Source organism: Streptomyces durhamensis (assembly GCF_000725475.1).
Lineage (GTDB): Bacteria > Actinomycetota > Actinomycetes > Streptomycetales > Streptomycetaceae > Streptomyces > Streptomyces filipinensis.
In genome coordinates this window covers 1-20653 of the sequence record NZ_JNXR01000028.1, presented here as the reverse complement: position 1 = coordinate 20653, position 20653 = coordinate 1, and the positions used below count along the sequence as shown (strand labels likewise).

At 71.4% G+C, this 20653-nt stretch carries 18 protein-coding genes and 1 pseudogene; 8 read left to right on the top strand and 11 right to left on the bottom strand.

Features of this window, described 5'->3' with window-relative positions; translation table 11 throughout:
- Nucleotides 1-44 precede the first annotated feature (44 nt).
- The 5 genes from IO33_RS0132920 to IO33_RS0132900 form a co-directional block, all read right to left on the bottom strand.
- Complete coding sequence (locus tag IO33_RS0132920; protein WP_031171809.1) at nucleotides 45-872, bottom strand: carbohydrate ABC transporter permease; 828 nt, start codon at nucleotides 870-872, stop codon at nucleotides 45-47.
- Nucleotides 872-1735 (bottom strand): carbohydrate ABC transporter permease, encoded by an 864-nt coding sequence (locus IO33_RS0132915; RefSeq protein ID WP_031171807.1) that lies wholly within the window; start codon nucleotides 1733-1735, stop codon nucleotides 872-874. Before IO33_RS0132915 ends, IO33_RS0132920 begins: the two co-directional genes overlap by 1 nt.
- Nucleotides 1732-3105: an extracellular solute-binding protein gene (locus tag IO33_RS0132910; protein WP_107069446.1), complete on the bottom strand. Its 1374-nt coding sequence runs from the start codon at nucleotides 3103-3105 to the stop codon at nucleotides 1732-1734. The genes IO33_RS0132915 and IO33_RS0132910 overlap by 4 nt, the downstream gene beginning before the upstream one ends.
- A 104-nt stretch (nucleotides 3106-3209) precedes the next feature.
- Nucleotides 3210-3902 (bottom strand): response regulator, encoded by a 693-nt coding sequence (locus tag IO33_RS0132905; RefSeq protein ID WP_031171803.1) that lies wholly within the window; start codon nucleotides 3900-3902, stop codon nucleotides 3210-3212.
- Complete coding sequence (locus IO33_RS0132900; RefSeq protein ID WP_031171802.1) at nucleotides 3899-5530, bottom strand: ATP-binding protein; 1632 nt, start codon at nucleotides 5528-5530, stop codon at nucleotides 3899-3901. Before IO33_RS0132900 ends, IO33_RS0132905 begins: the two co-directional genes overlap by 4 nt.
- A gap of 154 nt (nucleotides 5531-5684) precedes the next feature.
- On the opposite strand from IO33_RS0132900, the gene IO33_RS0132895 reads away from it, so the two are divergent.
- Nucleotides 5685-7073 (top strand): cation:dicarboxylate symporter family transporter, encoded by a 1389-nt coding sequence (locus tag IO33_RS0132895; protein WP_031171800.1) that lies wholly within the window; start codon nucleotides 5685-5687, stop codon nucleotides 7071-7073.
- Nucleotides 7074-7189: 116 nt separating this feature from the next.
- Here the strand turns inward: IO33_RS0132895 and IO33_RS0132890 are convergent, their stop codons facing one another.
- Nucleotides 7190-7807: a TetR/AcrR family transcriptional regulator gene (locus tag IO33_RS0132890; RefSeq protein ID WP_031171798.1), complete on the bottom strand. Its 618-nt coding sequence runs from the start codon at nucleotides 7805-7807 to the stop codon at nucleotides 7190-7192.
- A 132-nt stretch (nucleotides 7808-7939) separates the two neighbouring features.
- Between IO33_RS0132890 and IO33_RS0132885 the strand changes: the two genes are divergently transcribed.
- The gene (locus IO33_RS0132885; protein ID WP_031171796.1) at nucleotides 7940-9622 is read left to right on the top strand and encodes an MFS transporter; all 1683 of its coding nucleotides are present in this window, start codon (nucleotides 7940-7942) and stop codon (nucleotides 9620-9622) included.
- Nucleotides 9623-9734: 112 nt separating this feature from the next.
- Entirely contained in the window at nucleotides 9735-10499 is a 765-nt protein-coding gene (locus IO33_RS0132880) for a DUF2127 domain-containing protein (RefSeq protein ID WP_031171794.1), read from the top strand.
- Between the two features lie 21 nt (nucleotides 10500-10520).
- Here IO33_RS0132880 and IO33_RS0132875 read toward each other — a convergent pair whose 3' ends face one another.
- A complete protein-coding gene (locus tag IO33_RS0132875) occupies nucleotides 10521-11414 on the bottom strand; it encodes an aldo/keto reductase (RefSeq protein WP_031171792.1) in 894 nt (297 codons plus the stop codon).
- A 1-nt stretch (nucleotide 11415) separates the two neighbouring features.
- Nucleotides 11416-12324: an NAD-dependent epimerase/dehydratase family protein gene (locus tag IO33_RS0132870; protein WP_037686609.1), complete on the bottom strand. Its 909-nt coding sequence runs from the start codon at nucleotides 12322-12324 to the stop codon at nucleotides 11416-11418.
- A gap of 45 nt (nucleotides 12325-12369) precedes the next feature.
- On the opposite strand from IO33_RS0132870, the gene IO33_RS0132865 reads away from it, so the two are divergent.
- The 5 genes from IO33_RS0132865 (at nucleotide 12370) to IO33_RS0132845 (ending at nucleotide 16832) form a co-directional block, all read left to right on the top strand.
- Nucleotides 12370-12885, top strand: coding sequence for an Lrp/AsnC family transcriptional regulator (locus IO33_RS0132865; protein WP_031171789.1), 516 nt, complete (start codon nucleotides 12370-12372; stop codon nucleotides 12883-12885).
- Between the two features lie 54 nt (nucleotides 12886-12939).
- A complete protein-coding gene (locus tag IO33_RS0132860; RefSeq protein ID WP_031171787.1) occupies nucleotides 12940-13368 on the top strand; it encodes a MerR family transcriptional regulator in 429 nt (142 codons plus the stop codon).
- Nucleotides 13365-13697, top strand: a complete 333-nt coding sequence (gene trxA, locus IO33_RS0132855; protein WP_031171785.1) for a thioredoxin — start codon at nucleotides 13365-13367, stop codon at nucleotides 13695-13697. Before IO33_RS0132860 ends, trxA begins: the two co-directional genes overlap by 4 nt.
- Nucleotides 13698-13816: 119 nt before the next feature.
- Nucleotides 13817-16114, top strand: a complete 2298-nt coding sequence (locus IO33_RS0132850) for a HelD family protein (RefSeq protein ID WP_107069445.1) — start codon at nucleotides 13817-13819, stop codon at nucleotides 16112-16114.
- A gap of 235 nt (nucleotides 16115-16349) precedes the next feature.
- Nucleotides 16350-16832, top strand: a complete 483-nt coding sequence (locus tag IO33_RS0132845) for a CAP domain-containing protein (RefSeq protein ID WP_051927110.1) — start codon at nucleotides 16350-16352, stop codon at nucleotides 16830-16832.
- A gap of 12 nt (nucleotides 16833-16844) precedes the next feature.
- Here the strand turns inward: IO33_RS0132845 and glgB are convergent.
- The 3 genes and pseudogenes from glgB to IO33_RS44670 all read right to left on the bottom strand — a co-directional run.
- A pseudogene (glgB, locus tag IO33_RS44675) lies at nucleotides 16845-18925 on the bottom strand (1,4-alpha-glucan branching enzyme).
- Between the two features lie 16 nt (nucleotides 18926-18941).
- Nucleotides 18942-20315 carry a maltokinase N-terminal cap-like domain-containing protein gene (locus IO33_RS0132835; protein WP_031171781.1) on the bottom strand — a complete coding sequence of 458 codons (1374 nt, stop codon included), beginning with the start codon at nucleotides 20313-20315 and terminating at the stop codon, nucleotides 18942-18944.
- Nucleotides 20316-20406: 91 nt separating this feature from the next.
- The coding region (locus IO33_RS44670) for an alpha-glucosidase C-terminal domain-containing protein (RefSeq protein ID WP_037686591.1) at nucleotides 20407-20653 on the bottom strand (247 nt) is incomplete at its 5' end.

Below are 20653 nucleotides of genomic sequence, written 5' to 3'. Positions count from 1 at the left end.
GTGACACTCGGTGTCACCCCGCCGTGACCTGGGGTTACCCCACGTTACCCCTTCATCGCGCCGCCCAGCGCGAAGCCCCCTCCCAGCCGGCGGGCCACCAGAACATACAAAGAGATCACCGGTGTCGAATAGATGACGGAGAACGCGGCGAGCTGGCCGTACGCCACCATGCCCCGGTTGCCGAAGAAGTCGTTGATGCTGACCGAGGCCGGCATCTGGTCCGGGGTGAGCAGCAGCATGAACGGGACGAAGAAGTTCCCCCACATCATCACGAACGAGAACACCGTCACCACGGCGAGCCCCGGCCCCATCAGCGGCAGCACGATCCGGACCAGGGACTGCAGCGCGTTCGCCCCGTCGGTCCAGGCCGCCTCCTCCAGCTCCCTGGGCACCCCGTCCATGAAGTTCTTCATCAGCCAGATGGCGAACGGCAGCTGGGAGGCGGCGAAGAAGAGGATCGTGCCCTGCAGGGTGTCGATCAGGTTCACCCGCACGAACAGCGCGTACACCGGCACCATGATCGCGGTGATCGGCAGGCTCGTCGCGAACAGGATCGACAGCAGGAACGGCCGGTTGAGCCGGGAGCGGAACCGGGAGAGCGGATAGGCGGCGAGGGCGGCGCAGCCGACGGTCAGGGCCGTGGCGCCCCCGCACAGGATCAGGCTGTTGAGCAGCGGGGTGTAGGTGATGTCCGGGGTCAGGATCGCGTCGAAGTTGCCCAGGGTCAGCTCGTGCGGGACCTTCACCCGCAGACCGGCGTGCGCGTCCACGGAGGACAGCAGCACCCAGGCGAGGGGCAGCGCGAAGGCGGCGGCCGCCACCAGCAGGCAGGCGTCCGCGACGAGCCGCCGGGAGGCGCGTGTACGGGGCATCAGACCTCCGTCCGCAACAGCCGCAGATAGACGACCGAGAACAGCGCCCCGACGAGCAGCAGGAGCAGGGCGACCGCGGTGCCGTACCCGATCATGCTGTTCTGGAAGGCCTGCTCGTACATGAACAGCGGCAGCGTCTGGCTCCTGTTGCCGGGGCCGCCCCGGGTCATCACCCAGATCAGCCCGAAGACGGAGAGCGTCTGCAGGGTGTTGAGCATGAGGTTGGTGCCGATGGACCGGCGGATCATCGGCAGGGTGATGTGCCACATCCGGCGCCACCCGCCGGCCCCGTCCACCTCGGCGGCCTCCGTGATCTCGGCGGGTATCCCGTCCAGCGCCGCGGAGTAGACGAGCATCGAGAACGCCGTACCGCGCCAGACGTTGGCGAAGGACACGGCGAGGACAGGGAGCGTGAACAGCCAGTTCTGGCGCGGCAGATGCAGCCAGTCCAGGATGGCGTTCAAGGTCCCCTCCCGCCGGAAGAAGGCGTACAGCAGAAACCCGGCGACGACCTCCGGCAGCACCCACGCCGTGACGACGACCCCACCGGCGAGCGTGCGCACCGGCTTGGAGGCGCGTTTCATGAGCGCGGCCAGGGCGAGCCCCAGGGTGTTCTGCCCGAGGAGCGAGGACAGCACGGTGAAGACCAGGGTCAGCCAGACGGCGTTCAGGAACGCGTCGTCCCGGAAGGCGTGCCGGAAGTTGGCGAACCCGACGAACGACGCGTGCGCCTGACCGGTCAGCTGCAGATCGGTGAAGGCGATGTAGACGCAGTAGGCGATCGGCCCGGCGAGGAAGAGCAGCAGGAGGACGACTGCGGGGGCGAGGGGGAGGGCGCGGACGAGCCGGCGCCGGGCGCTCACGGGTGGACCACTTGGCCGCCGGTGACGTCCCTGAGCGTGTCGTCGTACCCGCTCGCGGCCTTCGCCACGGACCGGTCGCCGGTCGTCACGGCCTCCATGGCCTCCTGGATGGCGGTCGACACCCTGGGGTACGCCGGGTACGCGGGCCGGTAGTGCGTGTGCGACACCAGGCCGGTGAAGAACGTGATGCCGGGCTGGGCGGTGGCGTACGAGGGGTCCTCGGCGACGTCGCTGCGCACCGAGATGCCGGAGTTCGCGATGTACCACTTCTTGGCGTTCGCCTCGGTCTGCATCGTCCTGATGAAGTCGAAGGCGAGGCCGGGGTTGCCGGCCTTGGCCGGGACGGCCCAGGTCCAGCCGCCGGACATGCTCACACTGCCGGGCGCCTGCCCGTTCTGGGTGGGCATGTACGCGAGGCCCAGCTGCCGTGACCAGTCGGGCCACTCGCGTCCGCTGCCCGGCAGCCACGCCTGGGGGAGCCAGGAGCCGTCGAGGTCGATGCCGAGCTTGCCCTGGGGGAGGAGCTCGCTGTTGACGGTGGTGGCGTAGTTGGGATCGAGGGCGTCGGAGACGTCGGGCCCGAGTTTCTCCCCGTACACGGTCTCGACGAACTTCAGCGCGTCCCGGAAACCCGCACCCGCCGTGAACCACTTCTTCGCCGTGCTGTCGTAGAGCGGATCGGAGGTGCCGTCGCCGGTGCCGTACAGCAGCATCTCGAAGCCCTGCATCGTGGACCGCTCGCCCGCCGGCTTGCCGGTGTACACGTTGAGCGGGGTGACACCGGGCACCTTCCGCTTGATGGTCCGGGCGGCGGCGAGGATGTCGTCCCAGGTCCTCGGCTGCCAGTTCAGCGGCAGCCCGGCCTGCTTGAACACCCGCTTGTCGAACCACAGCCCGCGGGTGTCCGTCCCGTCGGGGACGCCGTACGTCTTCCCGTCCTGCCCCTTCGCGGCGGCCTTGGCGGTGCCGATGAACCGGCCCCAGTCCGGCCACTTCGCGAGATACGGGTCGAGCGGTGCGAGGTAGCCGCTCGTGATGTCGGAGTTGATCAGGAAGGTGTCCTCGTAGACCAGGTCCGGCGCGGTCCTCGGGGAGCGCAGCATCTGCTGCAGCTTGGTGTAGTACTCCGAGTCCGGCGCCTTGATCGGCACGAACTCCACCTTCTTGCCGGGGTACTTCTTCTCGAACTCCTTCTTGATCCCGGCGAGATAGGTGTCCATCACCTTGATGGAGTTGTCGGTGGACTGCTTGTACGACACCTTGACCGTGTCAGGGCTGCTGCCGGATCCCGAGCCGCACGCGGTGAGGGCGGTGGCGGCGAGAGCGGCGGCGAGGAGGGCGGAGTAGGCGGCGGTGGGGCGCACGGGCATGACCTCCTGCGGACGCACTTGTTCGTGGCCGGGTGGGTGCCGTGTGAAGGTATGAGCGGTCCTCCGGTCAGGTCAATGCGTGTGCACGGGATCGGGCGGCGTCCTCACCGCCCTGTCGAGACCCACCGGTACACCAGCTCGGGCCTGCCCACCTGCCCGTACAACGGGCTGCGGCCGGCCCGCCCCGCCTCCACCAGGTGTTCCAGATAGCGGCGGGCGGTGATCCGGGAGATGCCCACCGCCTCGGCCACGCCCGCGGCCGTCAGCCCTTGCGCGGCCCCGCGCAGCGCACCGGTCACCCGCTCCAGGGTGGGCCCGCTCAAGCCCTTCGGCAGCGCCGCGGGCGACGGCGCACGCAGCACCGCCAGCGCCCGGTCCACCTCGTCCTGGCCGCTGGCCTCGCCCACCGCCGCGTGGAACTCGGCGTAGCGGATCAGGCGGTCCCGGAGCGTGGCGAAGGTGAACGGCTTGAGCACGTACTGGACGACGCCGAGGGAGACGCCCTCGCGGACCACCGCCAGATCACGCGCCGACGTCACCGCTATCACGTCCGCGTGATGCCCCGCCGCCCGCAGCGAACGGGCGAACTGCAGGCCGTGCACATCGGGCAGGTGCAGGTCGAGCAGCAACAGGTCCACGGCCGTACGGTCCATGACGCGGCGGGCCTCCGCGCCCGTGTGGGCCTGGCCCACCGCGACGAACCCGGGCACCCGGCCGACGTACATCACATGGGCGTCGGCGGCGACCGGGTCGTCCTCCACCACGAGGACGCGGATCGGATGCTGTTCCTGCGTCATCTGCCGTCTCCCGCCGCCGGCCTCAGCGGCAACCGCACCTCGAACACCGCTCCGCCCTCGCCGTCCTCGTCGGACTCCGCCACCGTCAACGTGCCCTCGTGGCGGCTCACCGCCTGCCGGACCAGGGCCAGCCCGAGGCCCCGGCCGCCGGGCCCGGCCGGCTTCGTCGAGAACCCCCGCTGGAATACCAGGTCGGCATGGGCGGGGTCGACCCCGGGGCCCGAATCGGACACCCGCAGGACCACCTCGGCGTCCGAGGCGTACGCCGTCACCGTCACCCGGGCCCCGACGCTGCCCTGCGCCGCGTCCACCGCGTTGTCGATCAGGTTGCCGAGGATGGTGACCAGATCACAGGCGGGCAGGCTCTCGGGGAGCAGCCCGTCGTCCAGGCGGCTGTCCCGCGACACCACGAGCTCCACGCCCCGCTCGTTGGCCTGGGCCGTCTTGCCGAGCAGCAACGCGGCCAGCACGGGTTCCCGTACCGCCGCCACCACCTGGTCGGTCAGGGCCTGGGCCAGCTCCAGTTCCGCCGTGGCGAACTCCACCGCCTCCTCGGCCCGGCCCAGCTCGATCAGGGACACCACCGTGTGCAGGCGGTTGGCGGCCTCGTGCGCCTGCGAGCGCAGGGCCTGGGTGAAGCCGCGCTCCGAGTCCAACTCGCCCATCAGCGACTGGAGTTCGGTGACGTCCCGCAGGGTGACCACGGTGCCGCGGCGCTCTCCGCCCGACACCGGGGAGGTGTTCACCACCAGGACCCGGGACGCGGTCAGATGCACCTCGTCCACCCGGGGCTCGGAGGACAGCAGCGCGCCGGTCAGCGGGGCCGGCAGGCGCAGCTCGGCCACCGAGCGGCCGACCAGCTCCGTGTCCGGGACCGCCAGGCCCAGCAGCTCCCGGCCGCCGTCGTTGATCAGCGCCACCCGGTACTGGCCGTCCAGCATCAGCAGGCCCTCGCGCACCGCGTGCAGCGCCGCCTGGTGGTAGTCGTGCATGTGGCTCAGCTCGGCGGCGTTCATGCCGTGGGTGTGCCGGCGCAGCCGGGCGTTGACGACGTAGGTGCCGACCGCACCCAGCAGCAGTGTGCCGCCGGCCACCCCGAGCAGGGCCGTGACCTGGTCCTGGACCCGGGCGCTGATCTCCTCCACCTTGATGCCGGCGCTCACCAGACCGATGACGCGGCCGTTCTCCTCGACCGGGGTCACCGCGCGGACGGAGGGGCCGAGGGTGCCGGTGTAGGTCTCGGTGAAGGTGTGGCCGTGCACGGCGGGGCCGATACGGCCGAGGAAGCGCTTGCCGATCTGCGCGCGGTCGGGGTGGGTCCAGCGGATCCCGTCCGTGTTCATGATCGTGACGAAGTCGACGTCCGTGTCCCGCATGACCTGCAGCGCGTACGGCTCCAGGGCCGCCGTGGGGTCCGGGGTGCGGATCGCCGCGCGGACCGAGGGGGCGTCCGCGATCGAGCGGGCCACCGCCGTGACCTGGCGGACCGCCGCGTCCTCGGCCTGCCCCTGGTCGCTGACGTAGGTGAACAGCGCGTACCCGGCCACGACCAGCGCTATCAGCACGGCCTGCATCGCGAACAGCTGGCCCGCCAGGCTGCGGGGTCGGGGGAGGCGGGGAACGCGCATGTCAGCAGTGTGCCTCCGCGGTCGAGCGTGAACTAAATGAACGGAAGGGTGACCGCCCTCACAGGGCGGGAGATAGTCACGGCATTCCCCAGTAACGCCCGGACGTGAGCCGCACGCCGGTTGTTCGCCGACGAAGACGTCAAGGAGGGCAGTCGTGGCCGCCAGCACCCCCGACACGGCACCTGCCGCACCCCGCGTGAAGCGGGACCGGACCCACTACCTGTACATCGCCGTCATCGTGGCGGTCGCGCTCGGCATCGCCGTCGGCCTCATCTGGCCCGACGCGGCGGTGCAGCTGAAACCGCTCGGTGCCGGATTTGTGAACCTGATCAAGATGATGATCTCGCCGATCATCTTCTGCACGATCGTGATCGGTATCGGGTCTGTACGCAAGGCCGCCAAGGTCGGTGCCGTGGGCGGTATCGCCCTCGGCTACTTCCTCGTGATGTCGCTCGTCGCGCTCGCCATCGGGCTCGTCGTCGGCAACGTGCTCCACCCGGGTGACGGGCTGCACGTGACCGACGCGATCAGGCAGACCGGTCACGCCCAGGTGGACAGCAAGGCGCTCGGGCCCGTCGACTTCGTGCTGTCGATCATCCCGACCACCTTCGTCTCCGCCTTCACCGGGGACCAGGTCCTGCAGACGCTGCTGATCGCCCTGCTCGCCGGCTTCGCGCTGCAGGCCATGGGCCCGGCCGGGCAGCCGGTGCTGCGCGGTGTCGAGCACATCCAGCGGCTCGTCTTCCGCATCCTGTCGATGGTCATGTGGGCGGCGCCGATCGGCGCGTTCGGCGCCATCGCCGCGGTGGTGGGTTCGGCCGGCCTCGACGCGCTCAAGAGCCTCGCCGTGCTGATGCTCGGCTTCTACGTCACCTGTGCGCTGTTCGTCTTCGTGGTGCTGGGCGCCATCCTGCGGATCGTCGCAGGACTCAACATCTTCCTCCTCTTCAAGTACCTGGCGCGCGAGTTCCTGCTGATCCTGTCCACCTCGTCCTCCGAGTCCGCGCTGCCGCGGCTGATCGCGAAGATGGAGCACCTGGGCGTCAGCAAGCCCGTCGTCGGTATCACCGTGCCGACCGGTTACTCCTTCAACCTCGACGGCACGATGATCTACATGACCATGGCGTCGCTGTACATCGCGGACGCGCTGGGTACGCCGATGTCGGTGGGCGAGCAGATTCCGCTGCTGTTGTTCCTGCTGCTGGCGTCCAAGGGCGCGGCGGGGGTCAGCGGGGCGGGTCTGGCCACCCTGGCCGGCGGTCTGCAGTCGCACAAGCCGGCGCTGGTCGACGGGGTCGGTCTGATCGTCGGCATCGACCGGTTCATGAGCGAGGCGCGGGCGCTGACGAACTTCGCGGGCAACGCGGTCGCCACGGTGCTCGTCGGCACCTGGACCAAGGAGATCGACAAGGTGCGCGTGCGGCAGGTGCTGGCGGGTGAGCTGCCGTTCGACGAGACCACGCTGCTGGACGAGGACCAGCGGACGGTCGCCGAGGTCCCCGAGGCCCGTGAGGACGGGGAGAAGGAGCTGGCCAAGGCCTGATCCACCCGAAAGAACTCCGGACGTCCGGCCCCGCCTGAACCCGGGCCGGGCGTCCGGGATCCACGGCCGGGCGGCCGAGTCTCCCCCGTACCTCGGCCGCCCGGCTTCTCCTTCGTCTACGCACTCACCCTGGCCACCAGCGCGGCGGCCGGCGAGGCGGGCACGCCCGCCGCGGTCAGGACCGTGACTGTGGCCGAGCGGCCCGCCTCCTGTGCTGTCACCAGACCGTCGTTCACCGCCTCCATCACGGCGAAGAGCATCTGCTCGTGCACGTACGCCAGCGCCTGCGCCGGCAGCGGGGAGCTGAACACGCCCTCGTCCAGGCCCTGTTGGAGCAGCCGCACCTTGTTGGCGCGCAGCGGGGCGAGGCGTTCGCGGATGCCCTGGACGGTGACCGTGCGCTGCGCGAGCGCGATCAGCAGGCGGTAGCGGTCGGCGATCGCCCAGATCGCGAGGACCGACCGGGCCACCGCCTCCGCCGGGTCCGTCACCCCCTCGCGCACCGTCGCGTCCGCGTCCGTCAGGGCCTGCACCGCCTCGTCGACGAGGGTGCTGATCAGGGCCTCGCGGCTGGGGAAGTGGCCGTACACGGTCCGGCGTACGACTCCGGCCGCGCGCGCGATCTGGTCCATGGAGGCGTCGGGGTCGCGCAGCAGTTCGGCGAGGGCGACGTCGAGGATGCGGCGCCGGTTGGCGTCGGCGCGGCTGGGGTTACCCGTGGTCATGGCAGTCATTCTGCACGTCCTCTCGCGAGTTGCACGGCACTGTGCAACGGCGTACATTGCACATGGTTGTGCAATTGCACGCCACTGTGCAAGTTCTGGACTGTACGTCCCGTCGCGTATCCGAGGAAGGCGACCCCTGCCATGCGACTCGTCATGACCGAACCGGTCGAGAAGATGGAGCGCCCCTACGCCCGGCGCTGGTGGGCACTGCTCGTGCTCTGCCTGAGCCTGCTGATCATCGTGATGGCGAACACCGCCCTCACGGTCGCCGCGCCCGACATGACGAAGGACCTCGGGCTGACCAGCGCCGACCTGCAGTGGGTGATCGACGGCTACACCGTCCCCTACGCGGCGCTGATGCTGCTGCTCGGCGCGATCGGCGACAAGTACAGCCGGCGCGGGGCGCTCGTCCTCGGGCTGGTCGTCTTCGGCGCGGGCGCGGTCTTCGGATACCTCGCCGACAGCGCGGCGACCGTCATCGCGGCCCGCGCCGTGATGGGCGTCGGGGCGGCGCTGATCATGCCCGCCACGCTCTCCCTGCTGGCCGCGACCTTCCCGCGCGCCGAACGCGCCAAGGCGATCGTCCTGTGGACCGCCACCGCCGGGCTCGCCATCGCCGCCGGACCGGTCGTCGCCGGAGCCCTGCTGCGCGACCACGGCTGGTCCTCGACCTTCCTGATCAACGTGCCCATCGCGGCCGTCGCGATCGTTGCCGCCTTCGTGCTCATCCCGCCGTCCAGGGCCGGCCACCACGACCGCATCGACTACGTCGGCGGCCTGCTGTCGGTGATCTGGACCGGCTCGCTCGTCTACATGATCATCGAGGGCCCGCACTTCGGCTGGGGTGTCAAGGCGATCACGGCGGCCGTGGTCGCGGGCGTCGGCCTGGTCGCCTTCGTCGTCTGGGAGCTGCGCCACCCCCGCCCGATCCTGGACGTCCGCCGTTTCGCGCACCGCCGCTTCGCCGGCTCCAACCTCGCCGTCGCCCTGTTCTTCCTGGCCGTCTTCGGCGCCTTCTACTACCTCACCCAGCACCTGCAGTTCGTCCTCGGCTACGACGCCCTGCAGACCGGCGTACGGATGCTCCCGCTGGCCGGCGCGGTCTTCGTCGGCTCGGCCCTGACCGGCTTCCTCACCCCGCGCATCGGCATGAAGATCACCGTGACCGCGGGCATGGTCGGCGGCACCACGGCGCTGGCACTGCTGACCCGGGTCGACGCGGGCTCGACGTACACCGACTTCGTGGCTCCCCTGATCATCCTCGGCCTGGCCATCGGTCTCGCCCTCTCGCCCTGCACCGACGCCATCATGGGCGCCTTCCCCGAGTCCGAGCTGGGCGTCGGCGGCGCGGTCAACGACACCTCGCTGGAACTCGGCGGCTCGCTCGGCATCGCCATCCTCGGCTCGCTGCTCGCCACGTCGTACGGCAACCACCTCTCCGACGCCACCGCCGGCAGCAAGCTCCCGGCGAGCGCCCTGGACACCGCGCAGGACTCCGTCGGCGCCGGATACGCCGTCGCCCAGGGCATCGGCGACAAGGCGCAGCAGCTGGCGGCGAAGGCGGCCCACACCAGCGACCCGCAGCAGGCCGCCCAGTTCAAGCAGCAGGCCGGCGAACTCGCCGCCGGCGCCCGGCAGATGGCCGACGCGGTCGGCTCCTCCTTCTCCGACGCCGTCGCCCACACCAGCCTGGTCGGCGCGGTGGTCCTCGGCATCGGCACGGTCCTCGTGGGCTTCCTGCTGCCGCGCCGTGAGGCCGTTGTGGCGGAGGTGAAGAAGGAGGAGAAGGAGGAGAAGGAGCCGGCGAAGGCCGGAGCCAACTGATCTCCGCCCGCTCCCATCCACTAACGTGCCGTTCCGTACCAACCGGAACGGCACGTTCGTGCGGGGCGTCCGTACGTGTGACGAGCCAGTACGTGTAATGGAGGCACGGGGGATGAAGATCGACTGGGACCGGCGGACCTGCGCGCGCAAGGGCCATGTGACCTACGCGCCCGACGACCCCCGGCTGCGGATCCGGCTGCGCGCCGAGACCGCGCTCGGGGACGTGTGGCGCTGCCTGCGCTGCGGGGACTTCGTACTGGGCGAGCCGCACGGCTCGGGACCGGCCGCCGACGCCCCGCTGGTGCCGCGCGGCAAGGTGCTGCGGGACCTGTTCATCCTCCGCTTCCTGGCGATCGAGCGGGCCGTGCGCGGGGTGTTCATCGTGCTGGTCGCGGTGGCGGTGTGGAAGTTCAGCAACAGCCAGGACGCGGTGCGCCGGCTGTTCAACGAGAACCTGGACGTCTTCCGCCCCGTGTTCAGGCACTTCCACTACGACCTCGACCACTCACCGGTCGTCGGCTCCATCCAGAAGGCGTTCGGCTACAAGCACTCCACCCTGCTGCTGGTCGCCGCCCTGCTGCTCGCCTACGCCCTGATCGAGCTGGTCGAAGCGGTCGGCCTCTGGTACGCCAAGCGCTGGGCGGAGTACCTGACGGTCGTCGCCACCGCCGCCTTCCTCCCGCTGGAGATCTACGAACTCACGGAGAAGGTGAGCTATCTGAAGATCGCCACGCTGGTCCTCAACATCCTCGCGGTCCTCTACATCGCCCTGGCCAAGCGCCTGTTCGGGCTGCGCGGCGGCCGCCGCAAGTTCGAGGAGGAGCGGCACAGCGCCTCCCTGATGGAGGTCGAGGAGTCGGCCGGGCTGACCGTCTGACCCGCGCCGGGGGCCCGGGCCTCACCGGGCCCGGGCGGACGGCGTCAGCCGTGCCAGCTCCTCCCGCGTCAGCACCAGCTCCGCGGCCCCCGCCGAGTCCTGGATCGTCTGCGGACGGCTCGCGCCCGGGATGGGGACGACGGTCGGGGAGAGCGACAGCAGCCAGGCGAGACACACCTGCTGGGGACTGACCCCGCGCTCCCGGGCCAGCTCGTGGAAGGCGCGGTGGCGCGCACCGGTGCTCTGCCGCGACGGGCCGTCCAGGGAGCTGCGGGAGATTCCGCCGAGAGGGCTCCAGGGCAGGAACGCCAGGCCGAGTTCCGCGCACAGCCGCAGCTCGGGCTCGCTGTCACGGACGTCCGGGGAGTAGCGGTTCTGCACGGAGACCAGGCGGTCGCCGAGGACGGCTCGGGCCCGCAGGATCTGGTCGGCGGTCACGTTCGACAGACCGGCCAGGCGGATCTTGCCCTCGTCGAGCAGGTCGCGCAGGGCGCCGACCGACTCCTCGAACGGGACGGCGGGGTCGGGCCGGTGCAGCTGGTAGAGGCCGATCGCCTCGACGCCGAGCCGCTTCAGGGAGGCCTCCGCGGCCGACCTGAGGTGCCGGGCCGTGCCCGTCGTCGTCCAGCTGCCGTCGCCCGGACGGCCCCGGCCGCCCTTGGTGGCCAGCAGCACCCCGTCGGTGTCGCCGCCGTAGGCCGCGAGGGCGCGGGCGAGGAGGAGTTCGTTGTGTCCGGGTTCCTGGCCCGGCAGGTGGTAGGAGTCGGCGGTGTCCAGCAGGGTCACGCCCGCGTCCAGCGCCGCGTGGACGGCGGCGAGGGCGCGGGCCTCGTCCGGCCGGCCCTCGATCGACAGCGGCATGGCACCGAGTCCCACCGCGCTCACCTTCAGATCACCGATGTCGCGGTACCGCACCTCAGTCGTCCTTTCCCAGGGTCTCGGCCACGGCCTTCGGCAGCCACTGCCGTACGTCGTCGAAGGGGAAACCGAGCCCCGCGGCCCGGGAGTTGTCCATGGCGTAACGGCGGCGGAAGGCGAAGGGGGAGAGCTCGCCGGCCCCGGTCACCTCGATGCGCACCTCGCCCCCGGGCAGGTGTGCCGCCACCGCGGCGCACAGCTCGTCCAGGGTGAGCAGGCCGTGGGAGGCGGCGTTCACCGGGCCCGTGAAGTCCGCCCCGGCCGCCCAGAACAGGAAGTCGGCGATCTCCTCGACGTGGATGTACGTCGCCGGGTGCGCGACCGGCGGCACGGCGATGGGCGCGCCGGTGCGCACGCGGTGGGCGTAGTGCTCCAGCCGGCCGGTGAAGTCGTCGTCGCCGCCCAGCACATGGGCGACGCGCACGGACACGAACGGGAGGCCGGAGCCCGTGAACACCGCCTCGGCCTGCCGCTTGCCCTCGCCGTAGTGCGCCTCGGCGAACTCCGGCTCTTGCCAGGGGAGTTCCAGGTCCACGGCGACCGTGCGCGGATCGACCGCGCTCTCCGGTACCGGCACCGGCGAGTCCTCGCGCTCGTACACCTCCACCGTCGACGTCATGACATAGCGGCCGGTGCGGCCCGCGAAGACCCGGCGTGCGGTCATCGCCTGGCGCGGGGTGTAGCAGACCTGGTCGACGACGACGTCGAAGGTCCGGCTGCCGATCGCGCCCCGCAGCGCCTTCTCGTCGTCGCGGTCGGCCACCAGATGCTCCGCGCCCGGCGGCGGCGCCGACGAACCCCGGTTCAGGACCGTGACCCGGTCGCCGGCCGCCAGCAGTCGCGCGATCAGCCGCTTGCCGAAGTAGCGGTTGCCGCCGATGACCAGTACCTCACGCGCCTTTGTCATGATCATAATTTTCCGGGCCGGACGGGCCGCTCTGAAGGGGGAGACATGGGAGATCAGGCGACCTCGCCGAAAGAACAGCGCCATCCGCGCGCCATCGCCGCCGAAACACCGGTCGCCTTCGACGGGGTGGACCGGCGGATTCTCGGACTGCTCCAGACCGACGGGAGGATCAAGCTCAGCGAGCTGGGCCGGCGGGTCAGTCTGAGCCCGGCGGCCGTGGCCGAGCGGGTGCGCCGGCTGGAGGCGGCCGGCGTGGTCGAGGGCTACGGCGCCCAGGTCGTGCCGGCCCGGCTCGGCTACGGCATCCAGGCCTTCATCCGGGTGAACCCGCACGGCGGCTACACCCTCAAGCACCCGAGGACCCTGGAGCTGACCGGCCGTCCGGAGATCATCGAGGTCCACCACGTGGTGGGCGAGGACTGCTGGATCCTCAAGGTCGCCGTCACCGACACCGTCCACCTGGAGGAGATCCTGGAGCAGACCTCGGCGCTGGGCCGGACCACGACGTCGGTCGTGCTGTCCTCACCGGTGCGCCGCAAGCCGCTGCTGCCTCCGGCCTGAGGGGGACGACCACCGCTTGCCCTGACGCCGACGTCAACCCCTACGGTCGTGGACATGCGAATCGGCGAGCTGGCCGCACGGGCCGGGACCACCACCCGCGCCCTGCGCTACTACGAGGCACGCGGGCTGCTGCCGGCCCGGCGGGACGGCAACGGACACCGCACGTACGACGAGGCCGACCTCCGGCTGCTGGACCAGATCCGCACGCTGCGGGACTTCGGGTTCGAGCTGGAGGAGACGCGGCCCTTCGTGGAGTGCCTGCGCTCCGGGCACCCGGAGGGCGATTCCTGCCCGGCCTCGCTCGCGGTCTACCGCCGCAAGCTGGACGAGCTGGACGCGCTCATCGGGCAGCTGTCGGCGGTGCGGGAGACGGTCGCCGGGCAGCTGCGGCGGGCGGAGTCGGCCCGGGACGCGCTGGCCGCCGAGGCGCTGGTTCCGGGTGGCCCGGAACCCGGGTGCGAGCTGGGAGGGCTTTCGCGATGAGCTTGGTGAGCGGACTGGCCGAGGTGACGGACGCGGATTTCGAGGCGGAGGTGAAAGGATCGGATCTGCCCGTGCTGGTGCAGTTCACCGCCGACTGGTGCGGGCCGTGCCGGCAGCTCGCACCGGTGCTGAAGGACATCGCCTTCGAGGAGGGCGACCGGCTGAAGGTCGTACAGCTCGACGTGGACCGCAATCCGCAGACGACCATCGCCTACGGCGTGCTGTCCACGCCGACCCTGATGGTCTTCCGGGCCGGTGAGCCGGTGCGGTCGATGGTGGGGGCGCGGCCCAAGCGGCGGCTGCTGGAGGAGCTGGCCGACGTGCTGTAAAGCGGTCCCCGTACGGAAAAATCCCCTGAGCAATTGCGCTCGGGGGATTTCTGTGCGTATATTCAGTGGTTCGCGACTTCATTTTCGAATGGTCGCGGGAAGTTCACTGTGCACAGTATATGCGGGCGGGAGCGGAATTGTCAAACAGCGACGTGGCGAACACCGAATTTCCAGACGACGAATTGCGGAACGAGCAGCAATTCATCGACGGACTGTACGCGCGCGTGGACGTGCTGCGCGGCGCGGCCGAGACGTCGGTCACGGACGCGCTCGCCCAGGGGGACAAGCCCATGCAGGCCCGGCTCGAACGGGACATCCTGGTCGCCGAGCGCTCGGGGCTGCTGGCGGCCCTGAACGCCGTCGACGGCTCGCTCTGCTTCGGCCGGATCGACCCGGCCGACGGCGCCGCCCACCACATCGGCCGGATCGGGCTGCGCGAGGACGACGCCGAGCGCACCCCGGTCCTCATCGACTGGCGGGCCGACGTCGCCCGCCCCTTCTACCTGGCCACCGGGCACACCCCGATGGGCCTGCGCCGCCGCCGGCACATCACCACCCAGGGCCGGACCGTGACCTCCCTGCACGACGAGATCCTCGACCTCGGCGACGCCACCCGCACCGGCTACGAGGACCACGACGCCGACGCCGTGCTGCTGGCCGCGCTGAACTCGGCGCGCACCGGCCGCATGAGCGACATCGTGCAGACCATCCAGGCCGAGCAGGACGAGATCATCCGGGCGCCGTACCGCGGTGTGCTGGTGGTCGAGGGCGGTCCCGGCACCGGCAAGACGGCGGTAGCGCTGCACCGGGCGGCCTATCTCCTCTACGAACACCGGGAGCTGCTGGCCCGCCGGGCCGTGCTCATCGTCGGCCCCAACCCCGCCTTCCTCGGTTACATCGGCGAGGTGCTGCCCTCCCTCGGGGAGACCGGCGTGCTGCTGGCCACGGTCGGCGAGCTGTTCCCCGGGGTGAGGGCGAGCGCCGCCGACACCCCCGAGGCGGCCGCGGTGAAGGGCCGCGCCGACATGGCGGACGTGCTGGCGGCCGTCGTCCGCGACCGGCAGGCCCTGCCCGACCCGGTCATCACGGTCGAACACGACCGCGAGGTCCTCATGCTGGACGACGGCCTGGTGAGCGTCGCCCGCGAGCGCACCCGTGCGGCGCGGCTGCCGCACAACGCGGCCCGCGAGTACTTCGAGGGCCACATCCTCAACACCCTCACCGAGCTGTACGCCGAGCGCGTCGGCACCGACCCGTACGACGGCAGCAGCATGCTCGACGCCTCCGACATCACCCAGATCCGCGACGAACTCGCCGAGAACCCCGAGGTCTGGTCCGCCGTCGACCGGCTGTGGCCGCGGATCACCCCGCAGCGGCTGGTCGCCGACTTCCTCGCGGAGCCGGAGGGATATCTGAGCGACGAGGACGCGGCCGCCGTCCGGCGCCCGGTGACCCGCGCCTGGACCGTGGCCGACGTCCCGCTGCTCGACGAGGCGGCCGAACTCCTCGGCGAGGACGACCGGTGGGCGCGGGCCCGCGCCGAGCGCGAGCGCGAGACCCAGGTGGCCTACGCGCAGGGCGTCCTGGACGTCTCCTACGCCTCCCGGACCTACGAGTTCGAGGACAAGGAGGACAGCGATCCCGAGGCGTCCGAAGTGCTGTCGGCCCACGACATCATCGACGCGGAGCGGTTCGCCGAGCGGCACGAGGAGGCGGACCACCGCAGCGCCGCCGAGCGGGCCGCGGCCGACCGGACCTGGGCGTTCGGGCACATCATCGTGGACGAGGCGCAGGAGCTGTCGCCGATGGCCTGGCGGCTGCTGATGCGGCGCAGCCCGACCCGCTCGATGACCCTGGTCGGCGACCCGGCCCAGACCGCGGAGGCGGCGGGCGTCGGCTCCTGGTCGGACATCCTCGCCCCCTATGTCGAGGACCGCTGGGAACACACCCGACTCGGCGTCAACTACCGCACGCCGTCCGAGATCATGGAACTGGCCGCCGCCGTGGTCCGCGCCGAGCACCCGGACTTCGAGCCGCCCAGCTCGGTGCGTTCGACCGGGGTGCGGCCCTGGGTGCGGCGGGCGCACGACGACCTGCCCGGCGCGGTGGCCGAGGCCGTCGCCGAACTCGTCCCGGCGGAGGGCCGGTTGGCGGTGATCGCCCCGCGCGAGCTGCACCGCCGGCTGGCGGCCCGGCTGGACGGCGTCACCGCGGGCGCCGAACCCGACCTGACGCAGAAGGTCGTCCTGCTCGATCCGCGCCAGTCCAAGGGGCTCGAGTTCGACTCCGTCCTGGTGGTCGAGCCGGGGCGGTACGGCACCAGCGACCTGTACGTGGCCCTGACCAGGGCCACCCAGCGCCTGGGTGTGGTGCACGCCGGGGAACTGCCGAAGGCACTGGCCGAGGCGTTCGGGTAACGCGCGGCCGGCGGGAGGCGACGGAGGGTGCCCCGGCCGTCCGACTCGTGAGTCCACCGTGACGGGCGTACGGTGGACAGGTGCGAGCGCAGGCGCGCCGGGCACCGAACCGCCGGTGCCCCAGGGTTCTCCGGGCGCTCGCTCGCAGTGTCCGCGCCAGTGCGCGAACCCTTCACGCACCTGACGGAGTTCCGGGGGGCCTTCTCGCCGCTACTTCCCGATCGAAGGGATTCCCATGCGGATCACGACCACACTCACGCGCCGTCTGTGCGCCACCGCCTGTGCGGTTCCCCTGCTGCTCACCGGAGCGGCCGGCGCCGGGGCCGCGGTGAACCTCGCCCCCGCCGCCTCGCCCGGCGAGATCCTGCAACTGGTCAACGCCGAGCGGGCCAAGGCCAACTGTCCCGCCCTGCACGAGAACGCGCAGCTGACCAAGGCCGCCCAGACGTTCGCGGACGACGCGAGCAAGAACCACCTGACCAGCCACACCGGTTCCGACGGCTCCAGCTACACCCAGCGCATCAAGGACGCCGGCTACAACGCGGGGCCGTCGTCGGAGAACATGTCCTGGGGGACCACCGACGCCAAGACGATCGTCGACGGTTGGATGAACAGCCAGAAGGGCCACCGCGAGACCATCCTCAACTGCTCGTACAAGGACACCGGCGTCGCCGTCAGCGGCGACTACGCCGTCCAGCTCTTCGCGTCGCCCGGGTGACGCGGGCCGCCCCTAGGCCGGCCGCAGCCACACCGTGGCCAGCGGTGGCAGCGTCAGCCGGATGCTCGCAGGGCGCCCGTGTGCGCCCTGCGGCTCCGGTTTGACCGGGTCCGGGTGGACCACGTCGCTGCCGCCGTAGCGGGCCGCGTCGGTGTTCAGGACCTCCAGCCAGGCCGGGACGTCCTCGGGGACCCCCAGGCGGTAGTCGTGGCGGACCACCGGTGCCAGGTGGGAGACCGCGAGCAGCGGTGAGCCGTCGGCGTCCAGGCGCAGGAAGGCGAAGACGTTGTCGTCCGCCGCGTCCCCGGTGATCCACTGGAAGCCCGCCGGGTCGGTGTCCCGCTGCCACAGGGCCGGGGTCGCCCGGTACAGCCCGTTCAGGTCCCGGACGAGATCCCGTACCCCCCGGTGGTCGGCCCCGGCATCGTAGGCGGGGTCGAGCAGCCACCAGTCGGGGCCGTGCGCCTCGGACCACTCCGCTCCCTGGGCGAACTCCTGCCCCATGAAGAGCAGCTGCTTGCCGGGGTGGGCATCGAGAAGGTCATCTCGTGGTGGTGGTACCTGCGGTGCACCGGCTCCTTCTGGATGTACTGCAGCGAGTCGTGCATCCAGCCCATGTTCCACTTCAGGCCGAAGCCCAGCCCGCCGAAGCCGCTCGGACCCTTGTGGTGGGTCGGGCGGGTGACGCCGTCCCAGGCCGTCGACTCCTCGGCGATGGTGACCACGCCCGGGCAGCGCCGGTAGACCGTGGCGTTCATCTCCTGCAGGAAGGCCACCGCGTCCAGGTTCTCCCGGCCGCCGTTCTCGTTCGGCGTCCACCGGCCCGGCTCGCGCGAGTAGTCGAGGTAGAGCATCGAGGCGACCGCGTCCACGCGCAGGCCGTCGATGTGGAACTCCTCGCACCAGTACACGGCGTTGGCGACCAGGAAGTTGCGCACCTCACGGCGCCCGAAGTCGAACTCCAGCGTGCCCCAGTCGGGATGCGCGGCCCGCAGCGGGTCGTGGTGCTCGTACAGCGGGCGCCCGTCGAACTCGGCCAGCGCCCAGTCGTCGCGCGGGAAGTGTGCCGGGACCCAGTCCATCAGCACCCCGATGCCGGCCTGGTGCAGCCTGTCCACCAGGTACCTGAAGTCGTCCGGGGTGCCGAGCCGGGCCGTCGGCGCGTAGAAGCCGGTGACCTGGTAGCCCCAGGAGCCGCCGAAGGGGTGCTCGGCGACCGGCATCAGCTCGACGTGGGTGAAACCCATCTCCTGGACGTACGCGGGAAGTTGCTCTGCCAGCTGGCGATAGGTCAGGCCGGGCCGCCAGGAGGCCAGATGGACCTCGTAGACGGAGAACGGCGCCTCGTGCACCGGGGTGTCGGCCCGGTGCGCCATCCACTCCGCGTCGGCCCACTCATGGTGCGAGGCGTGCACGATGGACGCGGTGGCGGGCGGCACCTCGGTACGGCGGGCCAGCGGATCGGCGCGCAGGGTGCGCGAACCGTCCGGGCGGGTGATCTCGAACTTGTACACCTCGCCCTCGCCGATCCCCGGCACGAACAGCTCCCAGACCCCCGACGAGCCCAGTGAGCGCATCGGAAAGCCCGTCGCGTCCCAGCAGTTGAAGCCGCCGGCGACCCGCACCCCGCGCGCGTCGGGCGCCCACACCGCGAACCGGGTGCCGGTGACGCCCTGGTGGGTGGTCACATGGGCGCCGAGGGCCTGCCACAGCTGCTCGTGCCGGCCCTCGCCGATCAGGTGCAGGTCCAGCTCGCCGAGGGCGGGCAGGAAGCGGTAGGGGTCCTCGGTCTCCAGGACGCCGCCCTCGTAGGCCACCAGCAGCCGGTAGTCCGGTACGTCCGCGAGCGGCAGCGACCCCGAGAAGAACCCGTCGCCGTCGTCGTGCAGTTCGGCCCGCAGTGCGCCGGCGACGACCGTGACGGACCGCGCGTACGGCCTGAGGACACGGAAGGCGACGCCCTTCTTCACCGGGTGCGCGCCGAGCACGGCGTGCGGGTCGTGGTGGGTGCCGTGCAGCAGCCGCTCGCGGTCGGCGCGGCAGACGGCGGCATCCGGGGTGTTCCTCAAAGTGGCCGGCTTCTTGGTCGTCACGGACGAGCCTCCTGGTCTACGCGGCGAGGCGACGGATCGCCGAGAGCGGTACGGGGAGCCAGTCGGGGCGGTGCCGGGCCTCGTAGACGACCTCGTAGACCGCCTTGTCGGTCTCGAAGGCCCGCAGCAGCACCGGATCGGTGCGCGGGTCGCGGCCGGTCACGTCCGCGTACCCGGAGCAGTAGGCGGCCCGGCACACGCGCGCCCAGTCCGGCGCGGGCGGGCTCACCGAGTGGGCCGCGTAGTCGAAGGAGCGCAGCATCCCCGCGATGTCACGCACCGGCGGCTGCGGCATGCGCCGTTCGGCGGGCGGCCGGGCCGGTTCCCCCTCGAAGTCGATCAGCGACCAGTCGCCGGAGGCCGAGCGCAGACACTGGCCCAGGTGCAGATCGCCGTGGATGCGCTGGGCGGTCCAGGTGCGGCCCTCGGTGGCGAGCCCGGCCAGGGCCTGGTAGGCGGAGCGCAGCCCGCTCTCGTAGGGCCGCAGGCCGGGCACGGCCTGGACGGCGGCCTCCAGCCGCTCGGTCATCCCGCCGACCAGCGACTGCAGCTGGGTGTGGCCCAGCGTGACGGTCGGCAGGGCGCGGGCGAGCGCGGTGTGCACCTCGGCCGTGGCCCGGCCCAGCGCCCGCGCCTCGGCGGCGAAGTCCTCGCCCTTGGCCAGCTCGCGCAGCGCCAGCTCCCAGCCGTCGCTCGCCCCGCTGACGAAGGGCTGCAGCACCGCCAGGACGTACGGCTCCGTCCCCAGCTCGGCGTGCAGCCAGGCGGTCGGCGCCGGCACCCGGGGGCATCCCTCGCGGGCCAGCGCCAGGGGTATCTCCAGGTCCGGGTTGATGCCGGGCACCACCCGGCGCAGCAGCTTCAGGATGAACGTATCGCCGTAGACCACCGACGAGTTGGACTGCTCGGCGGTCATCAGGCGGGCCACGAGACCCTCGCGGATCTCCTGGCCCGGGTCCCGCTCGAAACTCAGCCCGCCGATGCGGGCCCGGGTGCGCAGGGCCTCCAGCAGCACCTCGGCGGGCCGGGGGTCGTACAGGGCCTCGTACACCGTGCGTCCGGCGAGCGGCCCGTCCTCCACATGTCCGATCAGCGCGGGCGCCAGCCGGGGCGGCAGCGCCTCGCGCACGCCTATGAGGAGCTGGTAGCAGTCGCCCGGATGGGGCTCGGCGCCCAGCGCGGACGGCTGGTGGACGCGCAGGAGCAGGTGGTACAGGCCCAGCCGGCTGTCGGGTGGCAGCAGTTCGGTGGCGGCCACGGGGGTGAACCCGGTGACCGGCCGGCCCTTGCCGGCGAACCAGCGCTGCCTCGGCAGCCACTCGCGCAACAAAGGGTCCAGCGAAGCGAGGAGGGAGCTGGTGGTGCCGGAAGAGGTGACCGTTTCCGCCATGGGCGTCACGTCCTTTCCCCGGAACGCGAGGGGGGGTGTCACTTCTGCGTGCCCCGGGTGGGGCGGGGGAAACCGCCCCACCACAAGGGTTCTACGCCGCGTCCCGGCGCAGCCGGAACCAGTAGAAGCCGTGCCCCGCGAGGGTGAGCAGGTACGGCAGCTCGCCGATCGCCGGGAAGCGGACCCCGCCGAACAGCTCGACCGGGTTCCGCCCGCCGAACCGGCTCAGGTCCAGCTCCGTGGGCTGCGCGAAGCGGGAGAAGTTGTGGACGCACAGCACCAGGTCGTCCTCGAACTCGCGCAGGAAGGCGAGCACCGCCGGGTTGGAGGACTGCAGT